This is a genomic window from Rhizobiales bacterium NRL2, from assembly GCA_001664005.1.
GTDB lineage: Bacteria > Pseudomonadota > Alphaproteobacteria > Minwuiales > Minwuiaceae > Minwuia.
Window position 1 is genome coordinate 1727184 of record CP016093.1, and the last position, 21440, is coordinate 1748623.

The 21440-nt window shown below is 66.1% G+C and carries 25 protein-coding genes; 15 read left to right on the forward strand and 10 right to left on the reverse strand.

The features are described 5' to 3' along the window. Positions 1-5: 5 nt before the first annotated feature. Genes TEF_08010 through TEF_08020 form a run of 3 tightly spaced genes read left to right on the forward strand, consistent with a single transcriptional unit; the run spans position 6 to position 1478 of the window. Positions 6-347, forward strand: coding sequence for a transcriptional regulator (locus TEF_08010; GenBank protein ANK80749.1), 342 nt, complete (start codon positions 6-8; stop codon positions 345-347). Next, positions 340-831: a hypothetical protein gene (locus TEF_08015; protein ANK80750.1), complete on the forward strand. Its 492-nt coding sequence runs from the start codon at positions 340-342 to the stop codon at positions 829-831. The genes TEF_08010 and TEF_08015 overlap by 8 nt, the downstream gene beginning before the upstream one ends. 8 nt (positions 832-839) lie before the next feature. Beyond that, positions 840-1478, forward strand: coding sequence for an endonuclease III (locus tag TEF_08020; GenBank protein ID ANK80751.1), 639 nt, complete (start codon positions 840-842; stop codon positions 1476-1478). 12 nt (positions 1479-1490) lie between these two features. On the opposite strand, the gene TEF_08025 is transcribed toward TEF_08020, so the two are convergent. From TEF_08025 to TEF_08035, 3 genes are read right to left on the reverse strand one after another with little or no spacing between them, the layout of a single operon-like run. Then, the gene (locus TEF_08025; GenBank protein ID ANK80752.1) at positions 1491-2318 is read right to left on the reverse strand and encodes an enoyl-ACP reductase; all 828 of its coding nucleotides are present in this window, start codon (positions 2316-2318) and stop codon (positions 1491-1493) included. Between the two features lie 3 nt (positions 2319-2321). Further along, on the reverse strand, positions 2322-3542 hold the full coding sequence (locus TEF_08030; protein ID ANK80753.1) for a beta-ketoacyl-[acyl-carrier-protein] synthase I: 1221 nt from the start codon (positions 3540-3542) through the stop codon (positions 2322-2324). Between the two features lie 10 nt (positions 3543-3552). Then, entirely contained in the window at positions 3553-4068 is a 516-nt protein-coding gene (locus tag TEF_08035; protein ANK80754.1) for a 3-hydroxyacyl-[acyl-carrier-protein] dehydratase FabA, read from the reverse strand. 183 nt (positions 4069-4251) lie between these two features. Here TEF_08035 and TEF_08040 point away from each other — a divergent pair, with 183 nt between their 5' ends. The 7 genes from TEF_08040 to TEF_08070 all read left to right on the forward strand — a co-directional run bounded on the left by TEF_08040 (position 4252) and on the right by TEF_08070 (position 10536). Beyond that, positions 4252-4665: a transcriptional repressor gene (locus TEF_08040; protein ANK80755.1), complete on the forward strand. Its 414-nt coding sequence runs from the start codon at positions 4252-4254 to the stop codon at positions 4663-4665. A 151-nt stretch (positions 4666-4816) separates the two neighbouring features. Then, entirely contained in the window at positions 4817-5233 is a 417-nt protein-coding gene (locus TEF_08045) for a rubrerythrin (GenBank protein ANK80756.1), read from the forward strand. A gap of 97 nt (positions 5234-5330) precedes the next feature. Next, complete coding sequence (locus TEF_08050) at positions 5331-6683, forward strand: glycerol-3-phosphate dehydrogenase (GenBank protein ANK80757.1); 1353 nt, start codon at positions 5331-5333, stop codon at positions 6681-6683. Between the two features lie 85 nt (positions 6684-6768). Continuing rightward, the gene (locus tag TEF_08055; protein ANK80758.1) at positions 6769-7365 is read left to right on the forward strand and encodes a hypothetical protein; all 597 of its coding nucleotides are present in this window, start codon (positions 6769-6771) and stop codon (positions 7363-7365) included. Positions 7366-7443: 78 nt separating this feature from the next. Further along, positions 7444-8445: a C4-dicarboxylate ABC transporter gene (locus TEF_08060; GenBank protein ID ANK83352.1), complete on the forward strand. Its 1002-nt coding sequence runs from the start codon at positions 7444-7446 to the stop codon at positions 8443-8445. A gap of 75 nt (positions 8446-8520) precedes the next feature. Continuing rightward, positions 8521-9171, forward strand: coding sequence for a C4-dicarboxylate ABC transporter permease (locus TEF_08065; protein ANK83353.1), 651 nt, complete (start codon positions 8521-8523; stop codon positions 9169-9171). Positions 9172-9174: 3 nt separating this feature from the next. Continuing rightward, positions 9175-10536: a C4-dicarboxylate ABC transporter permease gene (locus TEF_08070; protein ID ANK80759.1), complete on the forward strand. Its 1362-nt coding sequence runs from the start codon at positions 9175-9177 to the stop codon at positions 10534-10536. Positions 10537-10728: 192 nt separating this feature from the next. On the opposite strand, the gene TEF_08075 is transcribed toward TEF_08070, so the two are convergent. Both TEF_08075 and TEF_08080 read right to left on the reverse strand, forming a co-directional pair. Continuing rightward, on the reverse strand, positions 10729-11841 hold the full coding sequence (locus TEF_08075; GenBank protein ANK80760.1) for a 3-isopropylmalate dehydrogenase: 1113 nt from the start codon (positions 11839-11841) through the stop codon (positions 10729-10731). 152 nt (positions 11842-11993) lie between these two features. Beyond that, the gene (locus TEF_08080) at positions 11994-12602 is read right to left on the reverse strand and encodes a 3-isopropylmalate dehydratase small subunit (GenBank protein ID ANK80761.1); all 609 of its coding nucleotides are present in this window, start codon (positions 12600-12602) and stop codon (positions 11994-11996) included. A 97-nt stretch (positions 12603-12699) separates the two neighbouring features. Here TEF_08080 and TEF_08085 point away from each other — a divergent pair, with 97 nt between their 5' ends. Continuing rightward, positions 12700-13026, forward strand: a complete 327-nt coding sequence (locus TEF_08085; protein ANK80762.1) for a hypothetical protein — start codon at positions 12700-12702, stop codon at positions 13024-13026. 4 nt (positions 13027-13030) lie between these two features. Here the strand turns inward: TEF_08085 and TEF_08090 are convergent, their stop codons facing one another. The 3 genes from TEF_08090 to TEF_08100 form a co-directional block, all read right to left on the reverse strand. Next, positions 13031-14440, reverse strand: coding sequence for a 3-isopropylmalate dehydratase large subunit (locus tag TEF_08090; protein ANK80763.1), 1410 nt, complete (start codon positions 14438-14440; stop codon positions 13031-13033). Positions 14441-14543: 103 nt separating this feature from the next. Further along, on the reverse strand, positions 14544-14963 hold the full coding sequence (locus tag TEF_08095) for a hypothetical protein (GenBank protein ANK80764.1): 420 nt from the start codon (positions 14961-14963) through the stop codon (positions 14544-14546). Then, positions 14960-16294, reverse strand: a complete 1335-nt coding sequence (locus TEF_08100; protein ANK80765.1) for a flagellar protein export ATPase FliI — start codon at positions 16292-16294, stop codon at positions 14960-14962. Before TEF_08100 ends, TEF_08095 begins: the two co-directional genes overlap by 4 nt. 180 nt (positions 16295-16474) lie before the next feature. Between TEF_08100 and TEF_08105 the strand changes: the two genes are divergently transcribed. Continuing rightward, positions 16475-17170: a DNA-binding response regulator gene (locus tag TEF_08105; GenBank protein ID ANK80766.1), complete on the forward strand. Its 696-nt coding sequence runs from the start codon at positions 16475-16477 to the stop codon at positions 17168-17170. Positions 17171-17231: 61 nt separating this feature from the next. On the opposite strand, the gene TEF_08110 is transcribed toward TEF_08105, so the two are convergent. Beyond that, on the reverse strand, positions 17232-17834 hold the full coding sequence (locus TEF_08110) for a hypothetical protein (GenBank protein ID ANK80767.1): 603 nt from the start codon (positions 17832-17834) through the stop codon (positions 17232-17234). Positions 17835-17911: 77 nt separating this feature from the next. Further along, positions 17912-18799 carry a branched-chain amino acid aminotransferase gene (locus TEF_08115; GenBank protein ANK80768.1) on the reverse strand — a complete coding sequence of 296 codons (888 nt, stop codon included), beginning with the start codon at positions 18797-18799 and terminating at the stop codon, positions 17912-17914. Between the two features lie 72 nt (positions 18800-18871). Here TEF_08115 and TEF_08120 point away from each other — a divergent pair, with 72 nt between their 5' ends. The 3 genes from TEF_08120 to TEF_08130 are packed head-to-tail and all read left to right on the forward strand — an operon-like array spanning position 18872 to position 21425. Next, positions 18872-19369: a MarR family transcriptional regulator gene (locus tag TEF_08120; GenBank protein ID ANK80769.1), complete on the forward strand. Its 498-nt coding sequence runs from the start codon at positions 18872-18874 to the stop codon at positions 19367-19369. Then, complete coding sequence (locus tag TEF_08125) at positions 19366-20076, forward strand: DNA-binding response regulator (protein ID ANK80770.1); 711 nt, start codon at positions 19366-19368, stop codon at positions 20074-20076. Before TEF_08120 ends, TEF_08125 begins: the two co-directional genes overlap by 4 nt. Then, positions 20076-21425, forward strand: a complete 1350-nt coding sequence (locus TEF_08130) for a hypothetical protein (GenBank protein ANK80771.1) — start codon at positions 20076-20078, stop codon at positions 21423-21425. Before TEF_08125 ends, TEF_08130 begins: the two co-directional genes overlap by 1 nt. Positions 21426-21440 lie beyond the last annotated feature (15 nt).

The following is a 21440-nucleotide window of genomic DNA, read 5'->3' on the forward strand; positions in this document are numbered from 1 at the left end:
ACTATATGGTTAATAGTGAACCGAACCTCGACCGCGTCTTCGGCGCTCTGGCCGATCCGACGCGCCGGGCCATCCTGACAAGACTGAACCGGGGGGAGGCGACGGTCGGCGAACTGGCCGAACCCTTCGACATGTCGATGCCGGCCATCACCAAGCATCTCAACGTGCTGGAGCAGGCCGGCCTGATACGCCGCCGCCGGGATGGCCGGATGAAACGCTGCAGCCTGAACCCGGAAGGCGTCGAAGCCGCGCGGACCTGGCTGGAGGCGCAGGCGGCATTCTGGAACGACAGCCTGGACCGGCTGGAACGATTCCTCGGAGACGAAAAGGCGAGGAGCGATGGCTGAACCGTCGACGCAGACTGTGGAGGCCGACGGCGATGTCTGGCGGCTGGTTCTGCACCGACATTTCTCCGCGCCCCTGTCCCAGGTCTGGCGCGCCTTCGCGGATCCGGCGCGGCTGGCGCGATGGTTCCACCCTGAGGGCATGGAGACGGATATCGAGATTTTCCGCTTCGAGCCGGGCGGCGGCTATTCGCTCACCATGCGCGGCGCCGACGGCGCGCGTCATCCGCTGCGCGGGCGCATTCTGGAGATCGACGAGGGGCGGCGATTGAAGATGACCTGGCTCTGGACGGGCGAGAACGATAGTGGCGTCGAGACGGTCGTGACCTTCGAGTTCGCCGTCGCCGGCGACGGCACCGAACTGCGGTTGACCCACGAGCGGTTCGCCGACGCCGATACCGCCGCATCCCATTCCGGCGGCTGGGAGAGCAGCCTGAACGTCCTCGCCGACTATCTTGTTGAAAGCGACGCGGCCCGGCGGCCATAAAGGCCGTCATGAACAAGGCCGAACGCGAGGAATTCTTCGCCCGGCTCAGGGCGGCGAATCCTGAGCCCCAAGGCGAACTGGTCTACCACAACGCCTACACCCTGCTGGTCGCGGTGGTGCTGTCGGCGCAGGCGACCGACATCGGCGTCAACAAGGCCACGGGCCCGCTCTTCCGGCTCGCCGACACGCCGGAGAAGATGCTGGATCTGGGCGAGGATCGGGTTCGCGACCTGATCAAGACGATCGGCCTCTACAGGAACAAGGCGAAGAACGTCATCCGTCTCAGCGAGCAGCTCATCGCCGAGCATGGCGGCGAGGTGCCCGGCGACCGCGACGAGCTGGTCAAACTGGCCGGCGTGGGGCGCAAGACCGCCAACGTGGTGCTCAACACCTGGTTCGAACAGCCGACGATCGCGGTGGACACCCATCTGTTCCGGGTCTCCAACCGCACCGGACTGGCCAAGGGAAAGACGCCTGACGAGGTGGAGGACAAACTGTTGAAGCGCGTGCCGGAGCCCTATCGGCGGCACGCCCATCACTGGCTGATCCTGCACGGGCGCTATGTCTGCAAGGCGCGCAAGCCGGACTGTCCGAACTGCGTGGTCAACGATCTCTGCCGCTACAAGGCGAAGACGACGGCCGCCTGAGACGCTTCCGCGCTACTCCGGCTTGACCGGCTTGTCGGCGTGCTTGTCGAGCTGATGCGGGTTCATCATGCCCATGACATTGTAGCCGGAATCCACGTGGTGGACCTCCCCGGTGACGCCCGATGACAGGTCGGAGAGCAGGTAGAGCCCCGCGCCGCCGACATCGTCCTGGGTGATCGCGCGCATCAGCGGCGCGTGGTCACGCGTGTAGCCGAAGACATAGCGCGCGTCGCCCACGGCGGCGCCGGAAACGGTGCGCATGGGTCCGGCCGAAATGGCGTTGACGCGGATCATCTGGGCGCCGAGGTCGACGGCGATGTAGCGCACGCTGGCCTCCAGCGCCGCCTTGGCCACGCCCATGACATTGTAGCTCGGCATCCAGCGCTCGGCGCCGGAGAAGGAGAGCGTGAGCAGACTGCCGCCCGATTTCATCAGCGGCGACGCGAGGCGGGCCGTTTCGGTGAAGGAGTAGCAGCTGATCTCCATCGTGCGCTGGAAGTTCGCCGGGCTGGTATCGACATAGCGGCCCTTCAGCTCGCCCTTGTCGGAGAAGGCGATGGCGTGGACGACGAAGTCCAGGTTGTCCCACTGCTGACCCAGCTTCTCGAAGACCCGGGCCTGATCGCCCGGCTGGCCGACATCGCAGGGTTCAAGGAAGGTCGCGCCGACGGACTCCGCCAACGGCTTCACCCGCTTCAGCATGGCGTCGCCCTGGTAGGTGAAGGCCAGGTTCGCGCCTGCCGCATGCGCTGCCCTGGCGATCGCCCAGGCGATGGAATGATCGTTGGCGACCCCCATGATAAGTCCGCGGCGGCCGGTCAGGATGCCCTCTGTCTTCATCGATCAGTCCGCCAGCCGCTTGAACACGAGGCTGGCGTTGGTGCCGCCGAAGCCGAAGCTGTTCGACATCACGCAGTTGAGGCCGGCATTGTCGATCCGTTCCCGCACCAGCGGATAATCGCCCACACCGTCGTCGGCATTGTCGATGTTGACCGACTTGGCGAGGAAGTCGTTCTCCAGCATGAGCAGGGAGTAGATCGATTCGTGCACGCCGGCGGCGCCCTGGCTGTGGCCGGTCAGGCTCTTGGTCGAGCTCACTTTCGGGAGGTTCTCGCCGAAGACCTCGCGGATCGCATTCAGTTCGATGATGTCGCCGACCGGGGTCGCGGTGCCATGGGCGTTGATGTAGTCGACCGGCGTGTCGCCGACGGTCCCCAGCGCCAGGCCCATGCAGCGTTTCGCCCCCTCGCCGGAGGGCGCGACCATGTCCACGCCGTCGGAAGTGGCGCCGTAGCCGATGACCTCGGCATAGATCTTCGCGCCGCGAGCGCGGGCATGCTCCAGTTCCTCCAGAACGACCATGCCGCCGCCGCCGGCAATGACGAACCCGTCGCGGTCGCGGTCATAGGCGCGGCTGGCCTCAGTGGGCCGGTCATTGAACTTGCTCGACATGGCGCCCATGGCGTCGAACAGCATCGACAGCGACCAGTGCAGCTCTTCGCCGCCGCCGGCGAAGACGATGTCCTGCTTGCCGAGCTGGATCGATTCGTAGCCGTTGCCGATGCAGTGGGCGCTGGTGGAGCAGGCGGACGAGATGGAGTAGCTCATCCCCTTGATCTTGAACGCCGTCGAAAGGTTGGCGGAGTTGGTCGAGCACATGCATCGCGGGACCATGAACGGACCGATCCGCTTCACGCCCTTCTCACGGGCGATGTCGGCCGCCTGCACCTGGTTGGAGGTGGAAGGCCCGCCGGAGCCGGCGATCAGACCGGTGCGCGGGTTCGAGACGTCGTTCTCCTCCAGTCCCGCGTCGGCGATCGCCTCCTTCATGGCGATGTAGTTGTAGGCGGCGCCGGGTCCCATGAAACGCAGCACACGCTTGTCGATGTGGTCCGCCGGATCGAGCTTGATCGAGCCGTGGATCTGGCTGCGCATGCCGAGCTCGGCGTATTCATCCGCGAAGACGATGCCTGAACGGCCTTCTCTGAGGCTGGCCGTCACCTCTTCCTTGTCGTTGCCGATGGAAGAGACGATGCCGATGCCCGTGACGACTACTCTTTTCAAGGCGCAGCCCTCAATTGTTGGCGGTGGTGAACAGTCCGACCCTCAGATCGTTGGCGCGGTAGACCTCCTCGCCGTCGACCTTGACCACGCCATCGGCGATGCCGAGGACGAGCCGGCGCGCAATGGTGCGCTTGATCGACAGGTGATAGGTGACCAGCTTGGCCGTGTTCAGGATCTGGCCGCCAAGCTTGACCTCGCCCACGCCCAGCGCGCGGCCCTTGCCCGGCAGGCCGAGCCAGCCCAGGAAGAAGCCGACCGACTGCCACAGCGCGTCGAGGCCGAGACAGCCGGGCATGACCGGATCATTCTCGAAATGACACTTGAAGAACCAGAGGTCGGGCTTGACGTCGAGTTCGGCTTCCAGTTCGCCCTTGCCGTACTCGCCGCCGTCCTGATTGATCTTCGTTATGCGGTCAAACATCAGCATCGGCGGCAACGGCAGCTTCGCATTGCCCTCTCCGAACAGCCGCCCGTGGCCGCATTCAAGCAGTTCTTCGTATGTGTAGCTCGACTGACGTTCGCTCAAAAGGTCGCCTCGATAGGTGCTCGGCCGGACATGGCGGTCCGGCGGTGGTTGGTGCGGAACTCCGCGGCGACTATAACCGTAACATCTTGGCCGCAAAACCCGAATGTCCCGGGCGACGGGACCTCCGCCGGTCCCGCGGCGAGAGGGGTTCCGTTCGCCTGTTCCCCTCGCTATATAAGCGATATGTCGGAAACCAAAACATCGAAGCTCGTCGATCGTCTCCGCGCGGCCCGTCTCAGGCCGACGCGCCAGCGCGTCGCGCTGGCGGAACTGATCTTCGACGGCGGCGATCGTCACCTCACGGCGGAGCAGCTCTTCGACGAGGCCCTGAGGGCCGGCGTCGCCGTGTCGCTCGCGACCGTCTACAATTGCCTGCACCAGTTCCGCAAGGCGGGGCTGGTGCGTGAGGTCGTGGTGGATCCGGGGCGATCCTATTTCGACACCAATGTCAGCGATCACCACCATTTCTACCATTCCCGCACCGGCGAGCTGATCGACATTCCCGGCGCGGCGATCGCGCTGGGCGACCTGCCGTCGGCGCCGAAGGGCATGCGCGTCGAGAGCGCCGAGGTGATCATCCGCCTGTCCGACGAATAGCTGCCGGCGAAAAATACTTGCAATCGCGTCGCATCTGCATTAGTTTAGAATTATTCTAATCTGGTTGACGCTTCCTCCATGCTTGGCTAGAAATACTGCGAGCGCTGCGAAGGCGCCGCGCAATGCCAAGCATCACCTGGAGGAGAGCACCATGCAGCTCAAGGGAAGCAAGACCGAACAGTCCCTGAAGGAAGCCTTTGCGGGCGAATCCCAGGCCAATCGCCGCTATCTCTATTTCGCGCAGAAGGCGGACGTCGAAGGCTTCAACGACGTCTCGTCGGTCTTCCGCTCGACCGCCGAGGGCGAGACCGGCCACGCGCACGGCCATCTGAAGTTCCTGGAGGAGGTCGGCGATCCGGCTACGGGCGAGCCGATCGGCTCCACCCAGGAGAACCTGAAGGCCGCCATCGCGGGCGAGACCCACGAATACACCGACATGTACCCGGGCATGGCGAAGACCGCGCGCGACGAGGGCTTCGACGAGATCGCCGACTGGTTCGAAACCCTGGCCAAGGCCGAGAAAAGCCACGCCGGCCGCTTCCAGAAGGCGCTGGATACGATGGGCTGAGCAGCCCTGCCGACGATTGGGCGGTCCCGTACGGGGCCGCCCGCTCGTCCGACTGCAAGATCATTTCCCGTTACGTCATTTTTCAGGAGCCATCGACATGAGCGAAGGTGGTCTGGAGGCGCCCCAGCGCATTCCGCTCAACTGGCAGGATCCCGAATTCCATGATGCCGAGGCCATCGACGCCGAGTTGCGCCGGGTCTTCGACATCTGTCATGGCTGCCGGCTCTGCTTCAATCTCTGCGACAGCTTTCCGCGGCTGTTCGACCTGATCGACGAGAGCGAGTCGGGCGAACTCGACAGCGTTTCCTCGGACGGCTTCAAGCCCGTCGTCGACGCCTGCACGCTGTGCGACATGTGCTTCATGTCGACCTGCCCCTATACGCCACCGCATGAGTTCATGCTCGATTTCCCGCATCTGATGCTCCGCTACCGCGCCGCCGAGCACCAGGCGAAGGGCAAGGGCTTCTGGGACGATCAGCTTACCCGCACCGATCGCAACGGGCGCCTGGCCGGCATGGCCGCGCCGCTGGCGAACTGGGCGACGAAGACCGGCAACGGTCTGACGCGTCCGATCCTGGAGGACGTGGCCGGCGTCGACCGCAAGGCCGAGCTGCCGAAGTTCCATTCGAAGAGCTTCGCCTCCCGCGCCGCGCACGGCCCCGAGGTGAACCGCGAGGCGCCGGCCGCCGGGCGCAAGGCGGTGCTCTACGCGACCTGTTTCGTGAACTACAACAACCCCGGCATCGGCGAGGCGACCCAGGCCATCCTGGCGGCCAATGGTGTCGAGACCGTGGTCGAGTATCCCGAATGCTGCGGCATGCCGCAGCTCGAGCATGGCGATCTGGAGGACGTCGCCGGCCGGGCCCGGCGCGTGGCCGCGGCGATGAAGCCCTGGCTGGACGATGGCTATGACGTCATAGCCCTGGTGCCGTCCTGCGCGCTGATGCTGAAGTTCGAATGGCCCCTGCTGCTGCCCGACGACTCGGCGGTGAGGCGTCTGGCGGAAGCCACGCGCGACGTCGCCCAGTACATCGTCGAGATCGCCAAAGGCGAGGGACTGGCCGTGGAGCCGAAGCCGCTGGACGGCGGCGTCAGTCTGCATCTGGCCTGTCACGCGCGGGCCCAGAACATCGGCCAGAAGGCGGCCGAGATGCTGCGCCTGATCCCCGACAGCGATCTCAAGATCATCGAGCGCTGCTCGGGCCACGGCGGCAGCTGGGGCATCAAGAAGGAGAACTTCGAGACCGCCCTGAAGGTGGGCAAGAACGCCGCCCGGGCGGCCGGCCGCGAAGGCAAGGAATACGTGGCGTCGGAGTGCCCGCTCGCCGGGGTGCACATGCTCCAGGGCATGGAGATCCTCAACGAGGAGAACCCGGACAACTTCAATGCGCCGCCGAAGACATCACATCACCCGGTAGAGCTGTTCGCCAGGGCCTGTGGCCTGATCTGAACGATGTCCGCAGCGCCGGCGCCGGTCCGTGCCGGGACGGTGTCCGCCCGCCGGGCGGTGCAGCCAATCTGATGGAGACGGTAGAATGCAGATCGAGAGCAAGACCGAGCTGAAGCCCGAGGACATCATTCCGGTCGAGGCGTTCGAGGCGCGCCGCAAGGAGCTTCAGGCCGAACTCCGCGCCCACAAGAAGCACCGGCGCGTCGATGTCGGCCCCTTCTGCTCGTTCTATTTCGAGAGCTATTTCACCATGTGGTGGCAGGTGCAGGAGATGCTCCGGGTGGAGCGCGGCGGCGACGCGCAACTTGCCGACGAGATCACGGCCTACGCGCCGCTGATCCCCGGCGGCCGCAACCTGACCGCGACCATGATGATCGAGATCGAGGACCCGGTGCGCCGTCATCGCGAGCTTTCGACACTGGGCGGCATCGAGGAGACGGTGGCCCTGGTCATCGGCGGCGAGACGGCGAAGGGCGTGGCCGACGACGATGTCGACCGCACGACCGCCGACGGCAAGGCGTCGTCGGTGCATTTCTTCAGCTTTCCGCTGAACGAGGCGCAGGCGGCGGCGCTGAAGAAGGGCGGCGCAGAGGTGCAGCTCCGCATCGGGCACCGCAACTACAACCACATCGCGATCCTCTCTCCCGACCAGGTGGCTTCGCTGGCCGGCGACCTCGCCTGAGCGTCGCCGTTGCCGGGCCTTCGCGATTGGCGTATTGAGAATGACGACAAGATCAATAAGCCACAGGGAGGCATGATCATGAAATTCCTAGCTGCTACCGCCGCTGCCGCGGCGCTGGTTCTCGCCGCTGGCGCTGCCCATGCCGACTGCCAGGACGGCGAGACCGTCATCAAGTTCAGCCACGTCACCAACACCGACAAGCACCCCAAGGGCATCGCCGCCAGCCTGCTGGCCGAGCGCGTCAACAAGGAGATGGACGGCAAGGCCTGCATGCAGGTCTTCCCGAGTTCCCAGCTCTACAATGACGACCAGGTGCTGGAGGCGCTGCTGGCCGGCGACGTCCAGCTCGCCGCGCCGTCGCTGTCGAAGTTCGAGAAGTTCACCAAGAAGTTCCGTATCTTCGATCTGCCCTTCGTGTTCACCGATGTCGACGCCGTCGACCGCTTCCAGAACTCGCCCGACGGGCAGAAGCTGAAGACGTCGATGGAGCGCCGCGGCCTGACCGGCCTCGCCTTCTGGCACAACGGCATGAAGCAGATGTCGGCCAACAAGCCGCTGATCCACCCGTCCGACGCGGATGGCCTCAAGTTCCGCATCCAGCAGTCGGACGTGCTGCAGGCGCAGTTCGAAGCGATCGGCGCCAATCCGCAGAAGATGGCCTTCTCCGAGGTCTACGGCGCGCTGCAGACGGGCGTGGTCGACGGTCAGGAGAACACCTGGTCGAACATCTACGGCCAGAAGTTCTTCGAGGTTCAGGACGGCGTGACCGAGACCAACCACGGCATTATCGACTATCTGGTGGTGACATCCACCGACTGGTGGAACGGCCTTGACGCCGACGTGCGCGATCAGTTCTCGACCATCCTCGCCGAAGTGACCCAGACCCGGAACGCCGAATCCACCTCGGTCAACGAGCACAACAAGCAGCTCATCATCGCCGCGGGCAGCCCCGTGCGCACCCTGTCGCCGGAACAGCGCCAGGCGTGGGTCGATGCGATGAAGCCTGTCTGGGATCAGTTCAAGGACGACATCGGTCAGGACCTGATCGACGCCGCCGTCTCCTACAACGTCTCCAACTGACAGGCGCCGCGGGCCGTCGCCTCAGTGCGGCGGCCCGACCGGCCGCCCGTGCGGCCGGGCCGGGGGGACCTCAGGGTGAATGCCGAGCCGAAATCCGGCGCAGGCCGGATCGTCGACCAGATCGAGGAGACGCTGATCGCGCTCCTGCTCGGCCTGATGACGCTGGTGACCTTCGCCAACGTCATCGCCCGCTACGTTTTCAACGACAACATTCTCTGGGCGCTCGAGACCACGGTGTTCCTCTTCGCCTGGCTGGTCCTGCTGGGCGCGTCCTATTGCGTGAAGATCACGGCGCATCTGGGGGTGGATGCCGTGATCGGCCTCGCTTCGCCACCGGTGCGCAGGGTCCTGGTCCTGACGTCGGTGGTCTGCTGCCTCGCCTTCTCGATCCTGCTGCTGATCGGCGCCTGGCAGTACTGGTCGCCGTTCTTCGGCCGGCAGGTCTGGTACGAGGTCAACGACATTCCGATGCCGGCCTTCCTGCAGTTCCTCTCCGACTGGCTGAACGAGGGCGAGCGCTATGAGAAGATGCCGCGCTTCATCCCCTATTTCGCCCTGCCGCTGGGGATGGCGCTGCTCACCTTCCGCTTCCTGCAGGCCGGCTGGCGCGTCCTGAAGGGCGAGCAGGAAACGCTGATCGCGGCCCACGAGGCCGAGATCGACAGCGCCGGCGTGGCGCCGGTCGACCGGGTCAACGACCTGCCGGAACCGGGGGAGCGGCGCTAGATCATGGAAGTCGCGCTTCTCTTCGCCATGGTGATCGGGTTGTTGCTGATCGGCGTGCCCATCGCCGTCAGCCTCGGCCTGTCGTCGATCGGCTTCCTGCTGATCTTTTCCGACAGCTCGCTCGGCTCCATCGCGCAGACGCTGTTCAACGCCTTCGCCGGGCACTACACGCTGCTTGCGATTCCGTTCTTCATTCTCGCCTCCGCCTTCATGTCGACGGGCGGCGTGGCCCAGCGCATCATCCGCTTCGCCATCGCCTGCGTCGGCCATCTGCGTGGCGGGCTGGCCATCGCCGGCGTCTTCGCCTGCATGCTGTTCGCGGCGCTCTCCGGCTCGTCTCCCGCAACCGTGGTCGCCATCGGCACCATCGTCATCGCCGGCATGATCAAGGTCGGTTACAGCCGCGAGTTCGCCGCCGGCGTGATCTGCAACGCCGGCACGCTGGGCATCCTGATCCCGCCCTCCATCGTCATGGTGGTCTATGCCTCCGCGGTGGACGTCTCGGTCGGGCGCATGTTCCTGGCCGGCGTCATCCCCGGCCTCGTCGCCGGCGTCATGCTGATGATCGGCATCTACATCGCCGCCCGCATCAAGGGCCTGCCGGCGCAGCCCTGGGCGGGCTTTCGGGAGATCCTGGAATCGGCGATGGATGCGGCCTGGGGCCTGTTCCTGATCGTCATCATTCTGGGCGGCATCTATGGCGGCATCTTCACGCCCACCGAAGCGGCGGCGGTGGCCGCGGTCTACGCCTTCCTGATCGCCAACTTCGTCTACAAGGACATGGGCCCTCTGAAAGGCGGCAAGAAGCTGTGGCGCAACCCGGCGGCGCTGCTGACGGCCTTCGTCCACCCGGACACCAAGGCGACGCTGTTCGAGGCCGGCAAGCTGACCATCCTGCTGCTGTTCATCATCGCCAACGCGCTGATCCTGAAGCATGTGCTGACCGACGAACAGATCCCGCAGTCCATCGCCAGCGCCATGCTGGAGGCCGGATTCGGGCCGATCATGTTCCTGATCGTGGTCAACGTGATCCTGCTGATCGGCGGTCAGTTCATGGAGCCGTCGGGCCTGATCGTCATCGTCGCGCCGCTGGTCTTTCCCATCGCCATCGAGCTCGGCATCGACCCGATCCATCTCGGCATCATCATGGTGGTGAACATGGAGATCGGCATGATCACGCCGCCCGTCGGGCTCAACCTGTTCGTGACCTCCGGCGTCGCCGGCATGCCGATGATGGCCGTGGTCCGGGCGGCGCTGCCCTGGCTCGGGATCCTGTTCCTGTTCCTGATCCTGGTGACCTACGTGCCCTGGCTGTCGACGTTCCTGCCGACGGCTTTCATGGGCCCGGAGATCATCACGCAGTAGGGTCGGGCCATTCGCGCAAAGAAAAAGAGCCGGATCCTTCGATCGCGGCTCTTTTCGTTGTCGCCTTCGCTGGACCGGCGGCGCGCATCTGTCGGCGGCGCTCGACCGGCTTCCTCCCGAGACTTGGGCGTCGAGGTTTCAGGGTATGGCCGGAGATACCGTTACGCAAGCACAATGCTTAACGAACAGGCGTCATGCCGCCATTTTGTCCAGCTCCTGGATCAGGGCGTCGGTCATCGTCGCCGTCGAGACGGCGGCCATGCCCTTGGCCATGATGTCGGGGGTGCGCAGGCCCTTGGCGAGGACGTTGTTCACCGCCTGCTCGATCAGGTCCGCGTCCTCCGGCAGGTCGAAGGTGTAGCGCAGCGACATGGCGTAGCTGAGCAGCGTCGCCAGCGGATTGGCCTTGCCCTGGCCGGCGATGTCGGGCGCGGAGCCGTGAACCGGCTCGTAGAGCGACTTGCGCCGTCCGCTCTCGTCGACGTCGCCCAGCGAGGCGGAAGGCAGCATGCCGAGCGAGCCGGTCAGCATCGCCGCGGCATCGGAAAGCATGTCGCCGAACAGGTTGTCGGTGACGATGACGTCGAACTGCTTGGGCGCGCGGACGAGCTGCATGGCGCAGTTGTCGGCGTACATGTGGCTGAGCTCGACGTCGGAGAACTGTTCCCCGTGGAGCTTCGTCACCTCCTCGCGCCAGAGCACGCCGGACTCCATCACGTTCGCCTTCTCCACCGAGCAGACCCGGTTGGAACGCTTGCGGGCGAGATCGAAGGCGACCGCCGCGACGCGCCGGATTTCGGACGTGGTGTAGACCTGCGTATTGACGCCGCGGCGCTCCCCGTTGGGCAGGGTCTCGATGCCGCGCGGCTCACCGAAATAGACGCCGCCGGTCAGCTCGCGGATGATCATGATGTCCAGGCCGGCGATGATCTCCGGCTTCAGCGTCGAGGCCTCGACCAGGGAATCGAAGCACAGCGCGGGGCGGAGATTGGCGTACAGGCCGAGATCCTTGCGCAGGCGCAGCAGGCCGCGCTCCGGCTTCTGCTCGAAGGGCAGGTCGTCCCACTTCGGTCCGCCGACGGCGCCCAGCAGCACCGCGTCGCAGTTCATGGCCTTGTCGACCGTTGCATCGGTCACGGGTGCGCCGTGCTTGTCGATGGCGGCGCCGCCCACCAGATCCTCGTCCACATCGAAGGACACCGCGCGGCGCCTGTCCATCCAGTCGATCACCTTGCGGACGGTGCCCATCACCTCCGGTCCGATGCCGTCGCCCGGCAGGATCAGCAGTTTGCGGTTCGAAGCCATTTCGTGTTTTCCCCTCGTGCAGTCATCTCAGTTGTCATCCCCGATCGGTCCGGGACCGCCGGACGGCTCGGGGATCGGGAGCCGATCTGGTTCAAGCCACCGCCCGGTCCCCGCGCATCGCTACGCGACGGCGGGGATGACAGGAATGTGGATCAGGCGCGATACAGCCAGGGCTGCGCGTTCTTCTGGCCGCTCTCGAAGCTGTCGATGGCGGGCGCGGACTGCATGGTCAGGCCGATATCGTCCAGGCCGTTCAGCAGGCAGTGCTTGCGGAAGGGGTCGATCTCGAACTCGAAGACCTTGCCGTTGGAGGCCTTCACCGTCTGCGTCTCCAGGTCGACCTCCAGCTCCAGACCCTCGGCGGCGTCGGCCAGCAGGTAGTCGACCGCCTCCTTGGGCAGGGAGACCGCCAGGATGCCGTTCTTGGCGCAATTGTTGTAGAAGATGTCGGCGAAGCTCTCGGCGATGACGCAGTGGATGCCGAAGTCGAGCAGCGCCCAGGGCGCGTGCTCGCGGCTGGAACCGCAGCCGAAGTTCTTCCCCGCGACCAGGATCTTCGCGCCGCGATAGGGCTCCCGGTTGAGCACGAAATCCGGGAGCTCCGCGCCGTCGTCGGCATAGCGCGCCTCATCGAACAGATGCACGCCCAGGCCTTCCCGCTTGATCGTCTTCAGGAACTGCTTGGGGATGATCATGTCCGTGTCGATGTTGTTGACCTTCATCGGCGCGGCGATGGCCTTCAGCCGGTCGAATTTCTGCATGTCTGCCTCACTCCCTCGGGACGCGTGCGCATTGTCATAGCGCCGGGCGGCGCATAGTTAAAGTACAAGCCGATCCACGGCGACGGAGATCAGACGCATGCCCTCGGACGCCCGCTTCCCCGAACCGCAGGACGAGACCGCCTCGGCGCGCTATCAAGCCAATGCCAAGTCGATCGTCATCACCTATCTGCTCTGGTTCTTTCTCGGCTGGCTGGCGCTGCACCGCTTCTATCTCGGCCGCTGGGTTTCGGGGCTGATCATGCTGGTGATGTGGGCCGCCGGAAGCGGCCTGGCCTTCATCCTGATCGGCTATTTCCTGCTGATCCCCTGGGCGATCTGGTGGTTCCTCGACCTGTTCCTCATCCCCGGCATGGTGCGGGCGGAGAACAACGCCGTGGTCGACCGGATCGAACGCGGGTACTGACCGGTCAGCCCTGATAGTCGCGGACGTCGGCCAGCTTGCCGGCGATGGCGGCCGCCGTGGCCATGGCCGGGCTGACCAGATGGGTGCGCCCGCCGCGGCCCTGCCGGCCCTCGAAGTTCCGGTTGGACGTCGACGCGCAGCGCTCTCCCGGCTCCAGCCGGTCGGCGTTCATCGCCAGGCACATGGAGCAGCCGGGCTCGCGCCAGTCGAAGCCGGCCTCGACGAAGATCCGGTCCAGGCCCTCCTGCTCGGCCTGCTCCTTCACCAGGCCGGAACCGGGCACGATCATGGCGTAGACATTGCCGGCGACCTTGCGGCCCTTCGCGATCGCCGCGGCGGCGCGCAGATCTTCGATCCGGCCGTTGGTGCAGGAGCCGATGAAGACCTTGTCGATGGCGACGTCGGTCAGCTTCACGCCGGGCTTCAGGTCCATGTAGGTCAGCGATCGCTCCATGGAGCTGCGCTGGATCTCGTCGTCGATCTCCGCCGGGTCCGGCACGCGGCCGGTGATCGGGGCCACGTCCTGCGGGCTGGTGCCCCACGTGACGTGGGGCGCGATGTCGGCGGCGGCGAGCTCGATTTCCTTGTCGTAGCGGGCGCCGGGATCGGAGGCGTAGGACTTCCAGTACTGCACCGCCTGTTCCCAGGCGCCGGCCTTCGGCGCCATGGGGCGGCCCTTGAGATATTCGAAGGTCACGTCGTCCGGCGCGATCAGGCCGGCGCGGGCGCCCGCCTCGATCGACATGTTGCAGACGGTCATGCGGCCTTCCATGGACAGGCTGCGCATGGCCGAGCCCGCATATTCGATGACGTGGCCGGTGCCGCCGGCGGTGCCGGTACGGCCGATGATGGCCAGGATCAGGTCCTTCGCCGTGACGCCGACGGGCAGGTCGCCCTCGACAGTGATGCGCATGTTCTTCGACTTGCCCTGCAACAGGCACTGGGTCGCCAGCACGTGCTCGACCTCGGAGGTGCCGATGCCGAAGGCCAGCGCGCCGAAGGCGCCGTGGGTGGCGGTATGGCTGTCGCCGCAGACGATGGTCATGCCCGGCTGGGTGAAGCCCTGCTCCGGGCCGATGATGTGGACGATGCCCTGGCGGATGTCGTCCATGCCGAAATAGGGCACGCCGAAATCGGCGCAGTTCTTCTCCAGCGTCTCGACCTGGATGCGGCTTTCCTCGTCGGTGATGCCGACGCTGCGGTCCGTTGTGGGGACGTTGTGGTCGGCGACGGCGAGGGTGGCGTCGGGACGGCGCACCTGACGCCCGGCCGTGCGCAGGCCCTCGAAGGCCTGCGGGCTGGTCACCTCGTGAACCAGATGCCGGTCGATATAGAGGATGGCGGTCCCGTCCTCGCGGTTCTCGACGAGATGGGAGTCCCAGATCTTGTCAAACAGGGTCCTTGGCGCGGTCATGATCGGCAGTCTCTTCCCCGGTCAGGCTTGGCATGAATTGCGCTATTCCCTAGGCCCCGGCGGGCGTCAGGTCAATCGCAATGGCGGGGAAGGGGGCCGGGGTTCAGGGGGCGCGCTGGCGCATGGCGCGGCGCAGGCCGATCTCGTCGAGGCGGAGCTGCTCGCGGCGGTCGGCGGCCTTGCGGCGTTCCAGCCGCCGGCGTTCGAGGACGATCTCGTAGCGCTTCTTCTCCTGGAACGCTTCCGTCACCTGCTCGCGGGCGAAGTCGAGCTGCCGGTCGACCTCGGCCAGCGACTCGCGCAGGCGCACCTGGCGGTCCCGCGCCGTCTGGATGAAGCGGCCGAGGCCGTCCGTCAGCAAGGGATCGGTCCGGGCCGAATGCATCTCGTGGGCGATCTCGTTGTCGATGGTGATGATGCGGTCGGCGAAGCCCTGCCGCATCGCCTCCAGGTCGTTCACCGTGCGGCGCTTCTGCTCCAGGTCCAGCCGGACCATCTCCACCAGGCGTTCCAGGGTCTTCATGCTGCGGCCCTCTCGGCCCGGACGATGTCTGCCAGGTCAGCGAAGCCTTCGTCCAGCGGCGCCTTCTCGTTCATGTCCTGCGTCAGGAAGGCCTCGAGCTGCGGGTTGTAGGCGATGGCCTCGTCGATGCGGGGATCGGCGCCCTTGCGGTAGGCGCCGATGCGGATCATCTCGCCCATCTCCTCGAAGGTCGCCAGCAGTTCGCGTCCCCGGCGCACCACCTGGCGCTGCTCGGGCGTCTGGCAGCCGGGCATGGTCCGCGAGATGGACTTCAGGATGTCGATGGCGGGGTAGCGGCCGCGCTCGGCGATCGAGCGGTCGAGAACGATGTGGCCGTCCAGGATGCCGCGCACCGCGTCGGCCACGGGCTCGTCATGGTCGCCGCCCTCCACCAGAACGGTGAACAGGCCGGTAATGGCGCAGCCGTTGGCGCCCGGGCCGGCGCGTTCCAGCAGCTGCGGCAATTCGGCGAAGACCGAAGGCGTGTAGCCCTTGGAGGCAGGCGGCTCCCCGGCGGAGAGGCCGATCTCGCGCTGGGCCATGGCGAAGCGCGTGACGGAATCCATCATGCACATGACCTCTTGGCCCTCGTCGCGGAAGAACTCGGCCAGCGTCAGGGTCAGATGCGCGGCCTGGCGGCGCATCAGCGGCGGCTCGTCTGAGGTCGAGACCACGACGATGGACCGGGCCAGTCCCTCGGGGCCCAGATAATCCTCGACGAACTCCTTCACCTCGCGGCCGCGTTCGCCGATCAGGCCGATCACGGCGACGTCGGACTCGGTGTACTTGGCGAACATCGAAAGCAGCACCGACTTGCCCACGCCCGAGCCCGCGAAGATGCCCATGCGCTGGCCGCGGCAGGTGGTCAGGAACGTGTTCACGGCGCGGACGCCGGTATCCAGCGGCTCGCCCACGCGGTCGCGGAGATGCGCCGACGGCGGGCGGGCACGCAACAGGCAGGTACGGGGGCCGGCGATGAGCGGCGGGCCGCCGTCGATGGGCTCGCCCAGAGCGTTGACCACCCGGCCGAGCCAGGAAACGTCGGGACGGATTTCCGGCTGGTCCGACTTGACGGCGGCCTTGCAGCCGATGCCGACGCCATCCAGCGCGCCGAAGGGCAGGGCGAGCGCCTGATCGCCGCGGAAGCCGACGATCTCGGCCTCTACCGGGCGGCCGTCGCGGGCCGCCAGCTCCACGCGCGCACCGACGCTGAGGCGCCAGGCGATGCCGGCGATTTCGACCATCAGTCCCTGGACGGCGGAAACCCGTCCGTAGTGGCTGCGGGACGAGATCCGATCAAGTTCAGCCAGCAAAGTCCGCAACGCGCCGATCCCCTATCTCCGGTCCCGATGACTGGAGCGATGATTCTCCGGTCAGGCTTAATTCCGGGTAAACGCGATACAGGTCACGGTTATCCCGGCGTTCAGAATTGTTAACGGCGTTAACCCTCGGTTAAGATTAATCGCGCAGATTGCTTAACCAAGGTCGTTGTCTTTGCGAGGAACCTCAGGATGCGTGTGCTGTTGATTGAAGACGACATGGCGATGTCGCGCGGCATCGAGACGATGCTGGCTTCGGACGGGTTCAACGTCTATGCGACGGATCTGGGCGAGGAAGGCCTCGATCTGGGCAAGCTGTACGACTACGACATCATCCTGCTGGACCTGAACCTGCCCGACATGCACGGCTACGATGTGCTGAAGCGTCTTCGGGTTTCCAAGGTCGATACCCCGGTTCTGATCCTCTCCGGCATGGGCGACGTGGGCGATATCGTGAAGGGGCTCGGCTTCGGCGCTGACGACTACATCACCAAGCCGTTCCGCCGCGAGGAACTGGTCGCCCGCATTCATGCGATCGTGCGCCGCTCCAAGGGTCACGCCCAGTCGGTCATCCGCACCGGCAAGCTGACGGTCAACCTGGACACCAAGTCCGTCGAGGTCGAGGCCCAGCGCATCCATCTGACCGGCAAGGAATACGCGATGCTGGAGCTGCTTTCGCTCCGCAAGGGCACGACGCTGACAAAGGAGATGTTCCTCAACCATCTCTATGGCGGCCTCGACGAGCCGGAGCTGAAGATCATCGACGTCTTCATCTGCAAGCTGCGCAAGAAGCTTGCCTCGGCCACCGGCGGCGACCACTACATCGAGACGGTGTGGGGCCGCGGCTACGTGCTGCGCGATCCGGAGGCGGCCGAAGCCGCCGCCTGACGGCGCACCGTTCTTATCCGCTGAATTCGGGAACGCTCCGGCCTTCGGGCCGGGGCGTTTCTCATTTCGGGCGGCGCCAGGCCTTCAGATCTTTCGCCAGCAGGCGCCGCGCGTCCGGCGGCAGGGTCTGGAGCCAGCGCCGGAAGCCGTTGCGGATGTCGGCTTCGTCGATCTCCTCGTGATGGGCGTGGACCAGGACATCCCTGTAGTCCTCGATGTCCTCGATGCCCCACTCGTTGTCCTTCGGATCGAAGGCTTCGAGCTTCGCCCGGATGGCGGGCCGCGCCAGGACGGCGGCGGCCAGAAGTTCATCCTCCAGCTCGTAGCCGGCCCATTCGCGCCACCAGATCGTGCTCTGCGGGCGATCCAGCAGATAGGCATAGGTCAGGGCCGCCTCGACGGGTACAGCCCGCGCCCGCGCCACGGCTTCCAGTTTCTGGTTGCTGCGCGTCTCGTCCACCTCGATGACGGCGAACTTGAACTGGGTCAGCCCGTCGTCCCGCCAGACGGTCAGCGCGTCCTTCGGGACGATGAGGTCGTCGCCGCGGCCGCGGCCACGCGCGCCGGGCGCCCCGTGCCGGGCGCCTGTAGGGGCGCGCCGGGGACCGGACGGGCCCTGCCGCCGCTCGCCGCCGCTGTGGTTCTTCTTCGGACCGTTCGCCAAGGGATGTCTCCCGCAAATGAAAGGGGCGGCCTCCATATAGGAGAACCGCCCCTCCGGCGAAAGGTGAATGCCGTGGTTCAGGCCGCGGCGGCGCTGTTCTTGCGGCGCACTTCGGCGTCATAGTCGGCGATGAGCTGCTCGCAGATCGTCCCCGGCTGGAAGCTGTAGGGCCCGATCTCGCGCACCGGCGTCACCTCGGCGGCGGTGCCGGTCAGGAAGCATTCCTCGAAATCGGCCATCTCCTCGGGCATGATCGGCCGCTCGACCACCTTGATGCCGCGCCGGCCGGCGAGTTCGATCGCCGTGCGGCGGGTGATGCCGTCCAGGAAGCAGTCCGGCGTCGGCGTGTGCAGCACGCCGGCCTTGGAGAAGAAGATGTTGGCGCCGGTCGCCTCGGCCACCCGGCCGCGCCAGTCCAGCATCAGCGCGTCCTGATAGCCTTCCGATTCCGCCCGGTGCTTCGACAGGGTGCAGATCATGTAGAGGCCGGCGGCCTTGGAGTCCGTGGGCGCCGTGGCCGGGTCGGGCCGGCGCCATTTGGAGATCTGCAGCCTGATGCCGCGCAGACGTTCCTCCGGCGCGAAGTAGCTCGGCCACTCCCAGACGGCGATGGCGAGGTTGATGCGATTGGCCTGGGCGGAGACGCCCATCATCTCGCTGCCGCGCCAGGCCACGGGCCGGACATAGCCGTCGACGATGCTGTTGGCCTCGACCGTCTGACGGCAGGCCGCGTCGATCTCCTCCACCGAGTAGGGGATCTCGAAGTCCAGCAGTTCGGCGGATCGGACCAGGCGCTGGCTGTGCTCCGTCAGCTTGAAGATCTCGCCGCCATAAACCCGTTCACCCTCGAATACGCAACTGGCATAGTGCAGGCCATGCGTCAGCACGTGCACATTGGCGTCCTGCCACGGAACGAGTTCTCCGTTGTACCAGATCAGACCGTCCAGGTCGGCGAAGTTGCTCATTTTCGGCCTCGTTTGTACGAATGTGTCTCCAAAGGCATGCGTTTCGTAACATTGTGAGGAATATATGTCAACATGGTTGACTTAAATAAGTTGAGCTCGGCCAGCCTGGCGCCGGAGGAGCCCGCGGTGCGTCAGGCGATCGAACTCCTGTTCTTCGCCTACCGCGATTTCACGTCCGGCCCCGACGAGGTCCTCGCCGATTTCGGCTATGGGCGCGCGCACCATCGCGTGATCCATTTCGTGGGCCGGAATCCGGGGATCACGGTGCAACAGCTGCTGCGGATCCTGCGGATAACCAAGCAGTCGCTCTCGCGTGTGCTGGGCGCGCTGATCCACGACGGCTACATCGAACAGGTCAAGGGCCGGCGCGACAAGCGGCTGCGGCACCTGCACCTGACCGATCGCGGACGGGAGCTGGAGGCGGCCTGCTCGGCGCCGCAACGCCGCCTGGTCGCCGAGGCTTTCGCCGAAGCCGGCATCGACGCCGTGCACGGCTATACCGCTGTACTCAAGGCGTTGATCGATCCGGGCGACCGGGCCGATGTGCTGGCCATGATCGAAAAGGACTGACCGGATTGGAGGACGCGGCCCACATCCTGATCGTCGATGACGACAGCCGGCTGCGCGATCTGCTGAAACGCTATCTCGGCGCCAACGGCTACCGCGTTTCCGAGGCGCCGGACACCGCCGACGCCGAAGGCCGGCTTCGGGGCATCGTCTTCGATCTGCTGATCCTCGACGTCATGCTGCCCGGCGAGGACGGGCGTAGTTTCGCACAGCGGCTGAGGAAGCTGGGCCATGACGTGCCGATCCTGATGCTGACCGCGCTGGGGGAGGCCGCCGACCGCATCTCCGGGCTCGAGGCCGGCGTCGACGACTACATGCCGAAGCCGTTCGAGCCGAAGGAACTGCTGCTCAGGGTCCAGGCCATCCTGCGCCGCGAGCGGCGTCTCAGAACGGAGCGCGTCATCCGCTTCGGCGTCTACAGCTTCGACCGCAGCTCGAAGCGCCTGTCGCGGGAGGGCGAGCCGGTGCGGCTGACCTCCGGCGAGGCCGCGCTGCTGTTCCTGCTCTCTGCCCGGCCCGGCGAGACGCTCAGCCGGGAGGCCCTGGCTGGCAATATCGGCAATGACGGCGACGCCTCGGGACGCGCCATAGACGTGCAGATCACCCGGCTCAGGCGCAAGCTGGAGCGCGACCCGCGCAATCCCGTGCATCTGCAGACCGTTCGCGGCGAAGGCTACGTCCTGCACGCGGAGCCGGCGGACCAGGCCTGATGCGCATCCCCTTTCCGTTCGATCTGGGCCTCCGGCGCGCGCTGCCCAAGCGGCTGTTTCCCAGAGCGCTGCTGATCATCATCATGCCCATGATCGTGCTGCAGGCGATCGTCGCCTGGCTGTTCTACGAACGGCACTGGAAGTCCGTCTCCGCCCACATGGCCTATGGCGTGGCCGGCGAGATCGTGATGATCATCGAGCAGATCCGGCGCGATCCGGACCCGGAGTCGCGCGAATACATCTTCAACGTCGCCGCGCGCAGCCTCGGCCTGCGGGTGCAGTACTTCCCCGGCGACACGCTGGACAACCCGGTCACGCCGACGACCTACGACGAATCCGAGTTCTCGCTGAAGGACCGGATGCTGGCGCGCTTTCTGGTGCAGCGGTTGCAGCGGCCGTTCCTGATCGACACGGAAACCGAGCCGCGCAACTTCATCGTCTCCGTCGAGATGGCCGACGGCGTGCTGCGCATGACCACCCGCGACACCCGGCTCTATACGCTGACCCTGGAGGTGGTGATCGTCGGCATGTTGCTGACCTCCGTGGTGGCGCTGATCATCGCCATCCTGTTCCTGCGCAACCAGGTGCGCCCGATCCGCTGGCTGGCCTCGGCGGCGGAGAAGTTCGGCAAGGGACAGGAGGCGCCGGACTTCCGGCCCAGCGGCGCGGCGGAGGTGCGCCAGGCGGCGCGCAACCTGCTGGAGATGAAGAACCGCCTGACCCGCCAGATCGAGCAGCGCAGCGAGATGCTGGCAGGAGTCAGCCACGACCTGCGCGCGCCGCTCACGCGGATGAAGCTGCAGCTCGCCATGCTGGGGGAATCGCCGGAGATCGAGGCGCTGCGCAGCGACGTCGCCGACATGCAGCGCATGGTCGACGACTATCTCGCCTTCGCCCGCGGCCAGGATCAGGAGCCGGCGGAGCCGCTCGACCTGCGCGACCTGATCGCCGCGGTCGAGGCCGACATGCTGCGCCAGGGCGTCGGCATCGAGACGCGCGTGACGGGCGACATGCAGATGATGGGGCGGCCGAACGCGCTGAAACGGTGTCTGGTCAACCTGCTCGACAACAGCCGGCGCTTCGCCACCTCCATCGTGCTTCAGGCGGAGCGGCGGGCGAACCAGATTCTCATCCGCATCGACGACAACGGGCCGGGCATTCCCGCCAACCAGCGCGTCGAGGTCTTCCGGCCCTTCCGCCGCCTCGACAATGCCCGCGGTCCCGACCAGAGCGGCGCCGGGCTGGGCCTGACCATCGCGCGCGACGTTGTGCGCCGCCATGGCGGCGACATCCGCCTGCTCGACGCTCCGGGCGGCGGCCTGCGCGTCGAGATGCGGATACCGGTCTGAGGACTACTCGGCGGC

Excerpts from the sequence above, each read along its gene's own strand:
- TEF_08075 (ANK80760.1), bottom strand. The coding sequence starts at position 11,841 with ATGGCTTCGAACCGCAAACTGCTGATCCTGCCGGGCGACGGCATCGGA.
- TEF_08025 (ANK80752.1), bottom strand. The coding sequence starts at position 2,318 with ATGAAGACAGAGGGCATCCTGACCGGCCGCCGCGGACTTATCATGGGG.
- TEF_08010 (ANK80749.1), top strand. The coding sequence starts at position 6 with ATGGTTAATAGTGAACCGAACCTCGACCGCGTCTTCGGCGCTCTGGCC.
- TEF_08050 (ANK80757.1), top strand. The coding sequence starts at position 5,331 with ATGAGCGAAGGTGGTCTGGAGGCGCCCCAGCGCATTCCGCTCAACTGG.
- TEF_08105 (ANK80766.1), top strand. The coding sequence starts at position 16,475 with ATGCGTGTGCTGTTGATTGAAGACGACATGGCGATGTCGCGCGGCATC.
- TEF_08085 (ANK80762.1), top strand. The coding sequence starts at position 12,700 with ATGCCCTCGGACGCCCGCTTCCCCGAACCGCAGGACGAGACCGCCTCG.
- TEF_08115 (ANK80768.1), bottom strand. The coding sequence starts at position 18,799 with ATGAGCAACTTCGCCGACCTGGACGGTCTGATCTGGTACAACGGAGAA.
- TEF_08130 (ANK80771.1), top strand. The coding sequence starts at position 20,076 with ATGCGCATCCCCTTTCCGTTCGATCTGGGCCTCCGGCGCGCGCTGCCC.
- TEF_08095 (ANK80764.1), bottom strand. The coding sequence starts at position 14,963 with ATGAAGACCCTGGAACGCCTGGTGGAGATGGTCCGGCTGGACCTGGAG.
- TEF_08060 (ANK83352.1), top strand. The coding sequence starts at position 7,444 with ATGAAATTCCTAGCTGCTACCGCCGCTGCCGCGGCGCTGGTTCTCGCC.
- TEF_08015 (ANK80750.1), top strand. The coding sequence starts at position 340 with ATGGCTGAACCGTCGACGCAGACTGTGGAGGCCGACGGCGATGTCTGG.
- TEF_08055 (ANK80758.1), top strand. The coding sequence starts at position 6,769 with ATGCAGATCGAGAGCAAGACCGAGCTGAAGCCCGAGGACATCATTCCG.
- TEF_08040 (ANK80755.1), top strand. The coding sequence starts at position 4,252 with ATGTCGGAAACCAAAACATCGAAGCTCGTCGATCGTCTCCGCGCGGCC.
- TEF_08020 (ANK80751.1), top strand. The coding sequence starts at position 840 with ATGAACAAGGCCGAACGCGAGGAATTCTTCGCCCGGCTCAGGGCGGCG.
- TEF_08070 (ANK80759.1), top strand. The coding sequence starts at position 9,175 with ATGGAAGTCGCGCTTCTCTTCGCCATGGTGATCGGGTTGTTGCTGATC.
- TEF_08080 (ANK80761.1), bottom strand. The coding sequence starts at position 12,602 with ATGCAGAAATTCGACCGGCTGAAGGCCATCGCCGCGCCGATGAAGGTC.
- TEF_08090 (ANK80763.1), bottom strand. The coding sequence starts at position 14,440 with ATGACCGCGCCAAGGACCCTGTTTGACAAGATCTGGGACTCCCATCTC.
- TEF_08045 (ANK80756.1), top strand. The coding sequence starts at position 4,817 with ATGCAGCTCAAGGGAAGCAAGACCGAACAGTCCCTGAAGGAAGCCTTT.
- TEF_08120 (ANK80769.1), top strand. The coding sequence starts at position 18,872 with ATGGTTGACTTAAATAAGTTGAGCTCGGCCAGCCTGGCGCCGGAGGAG.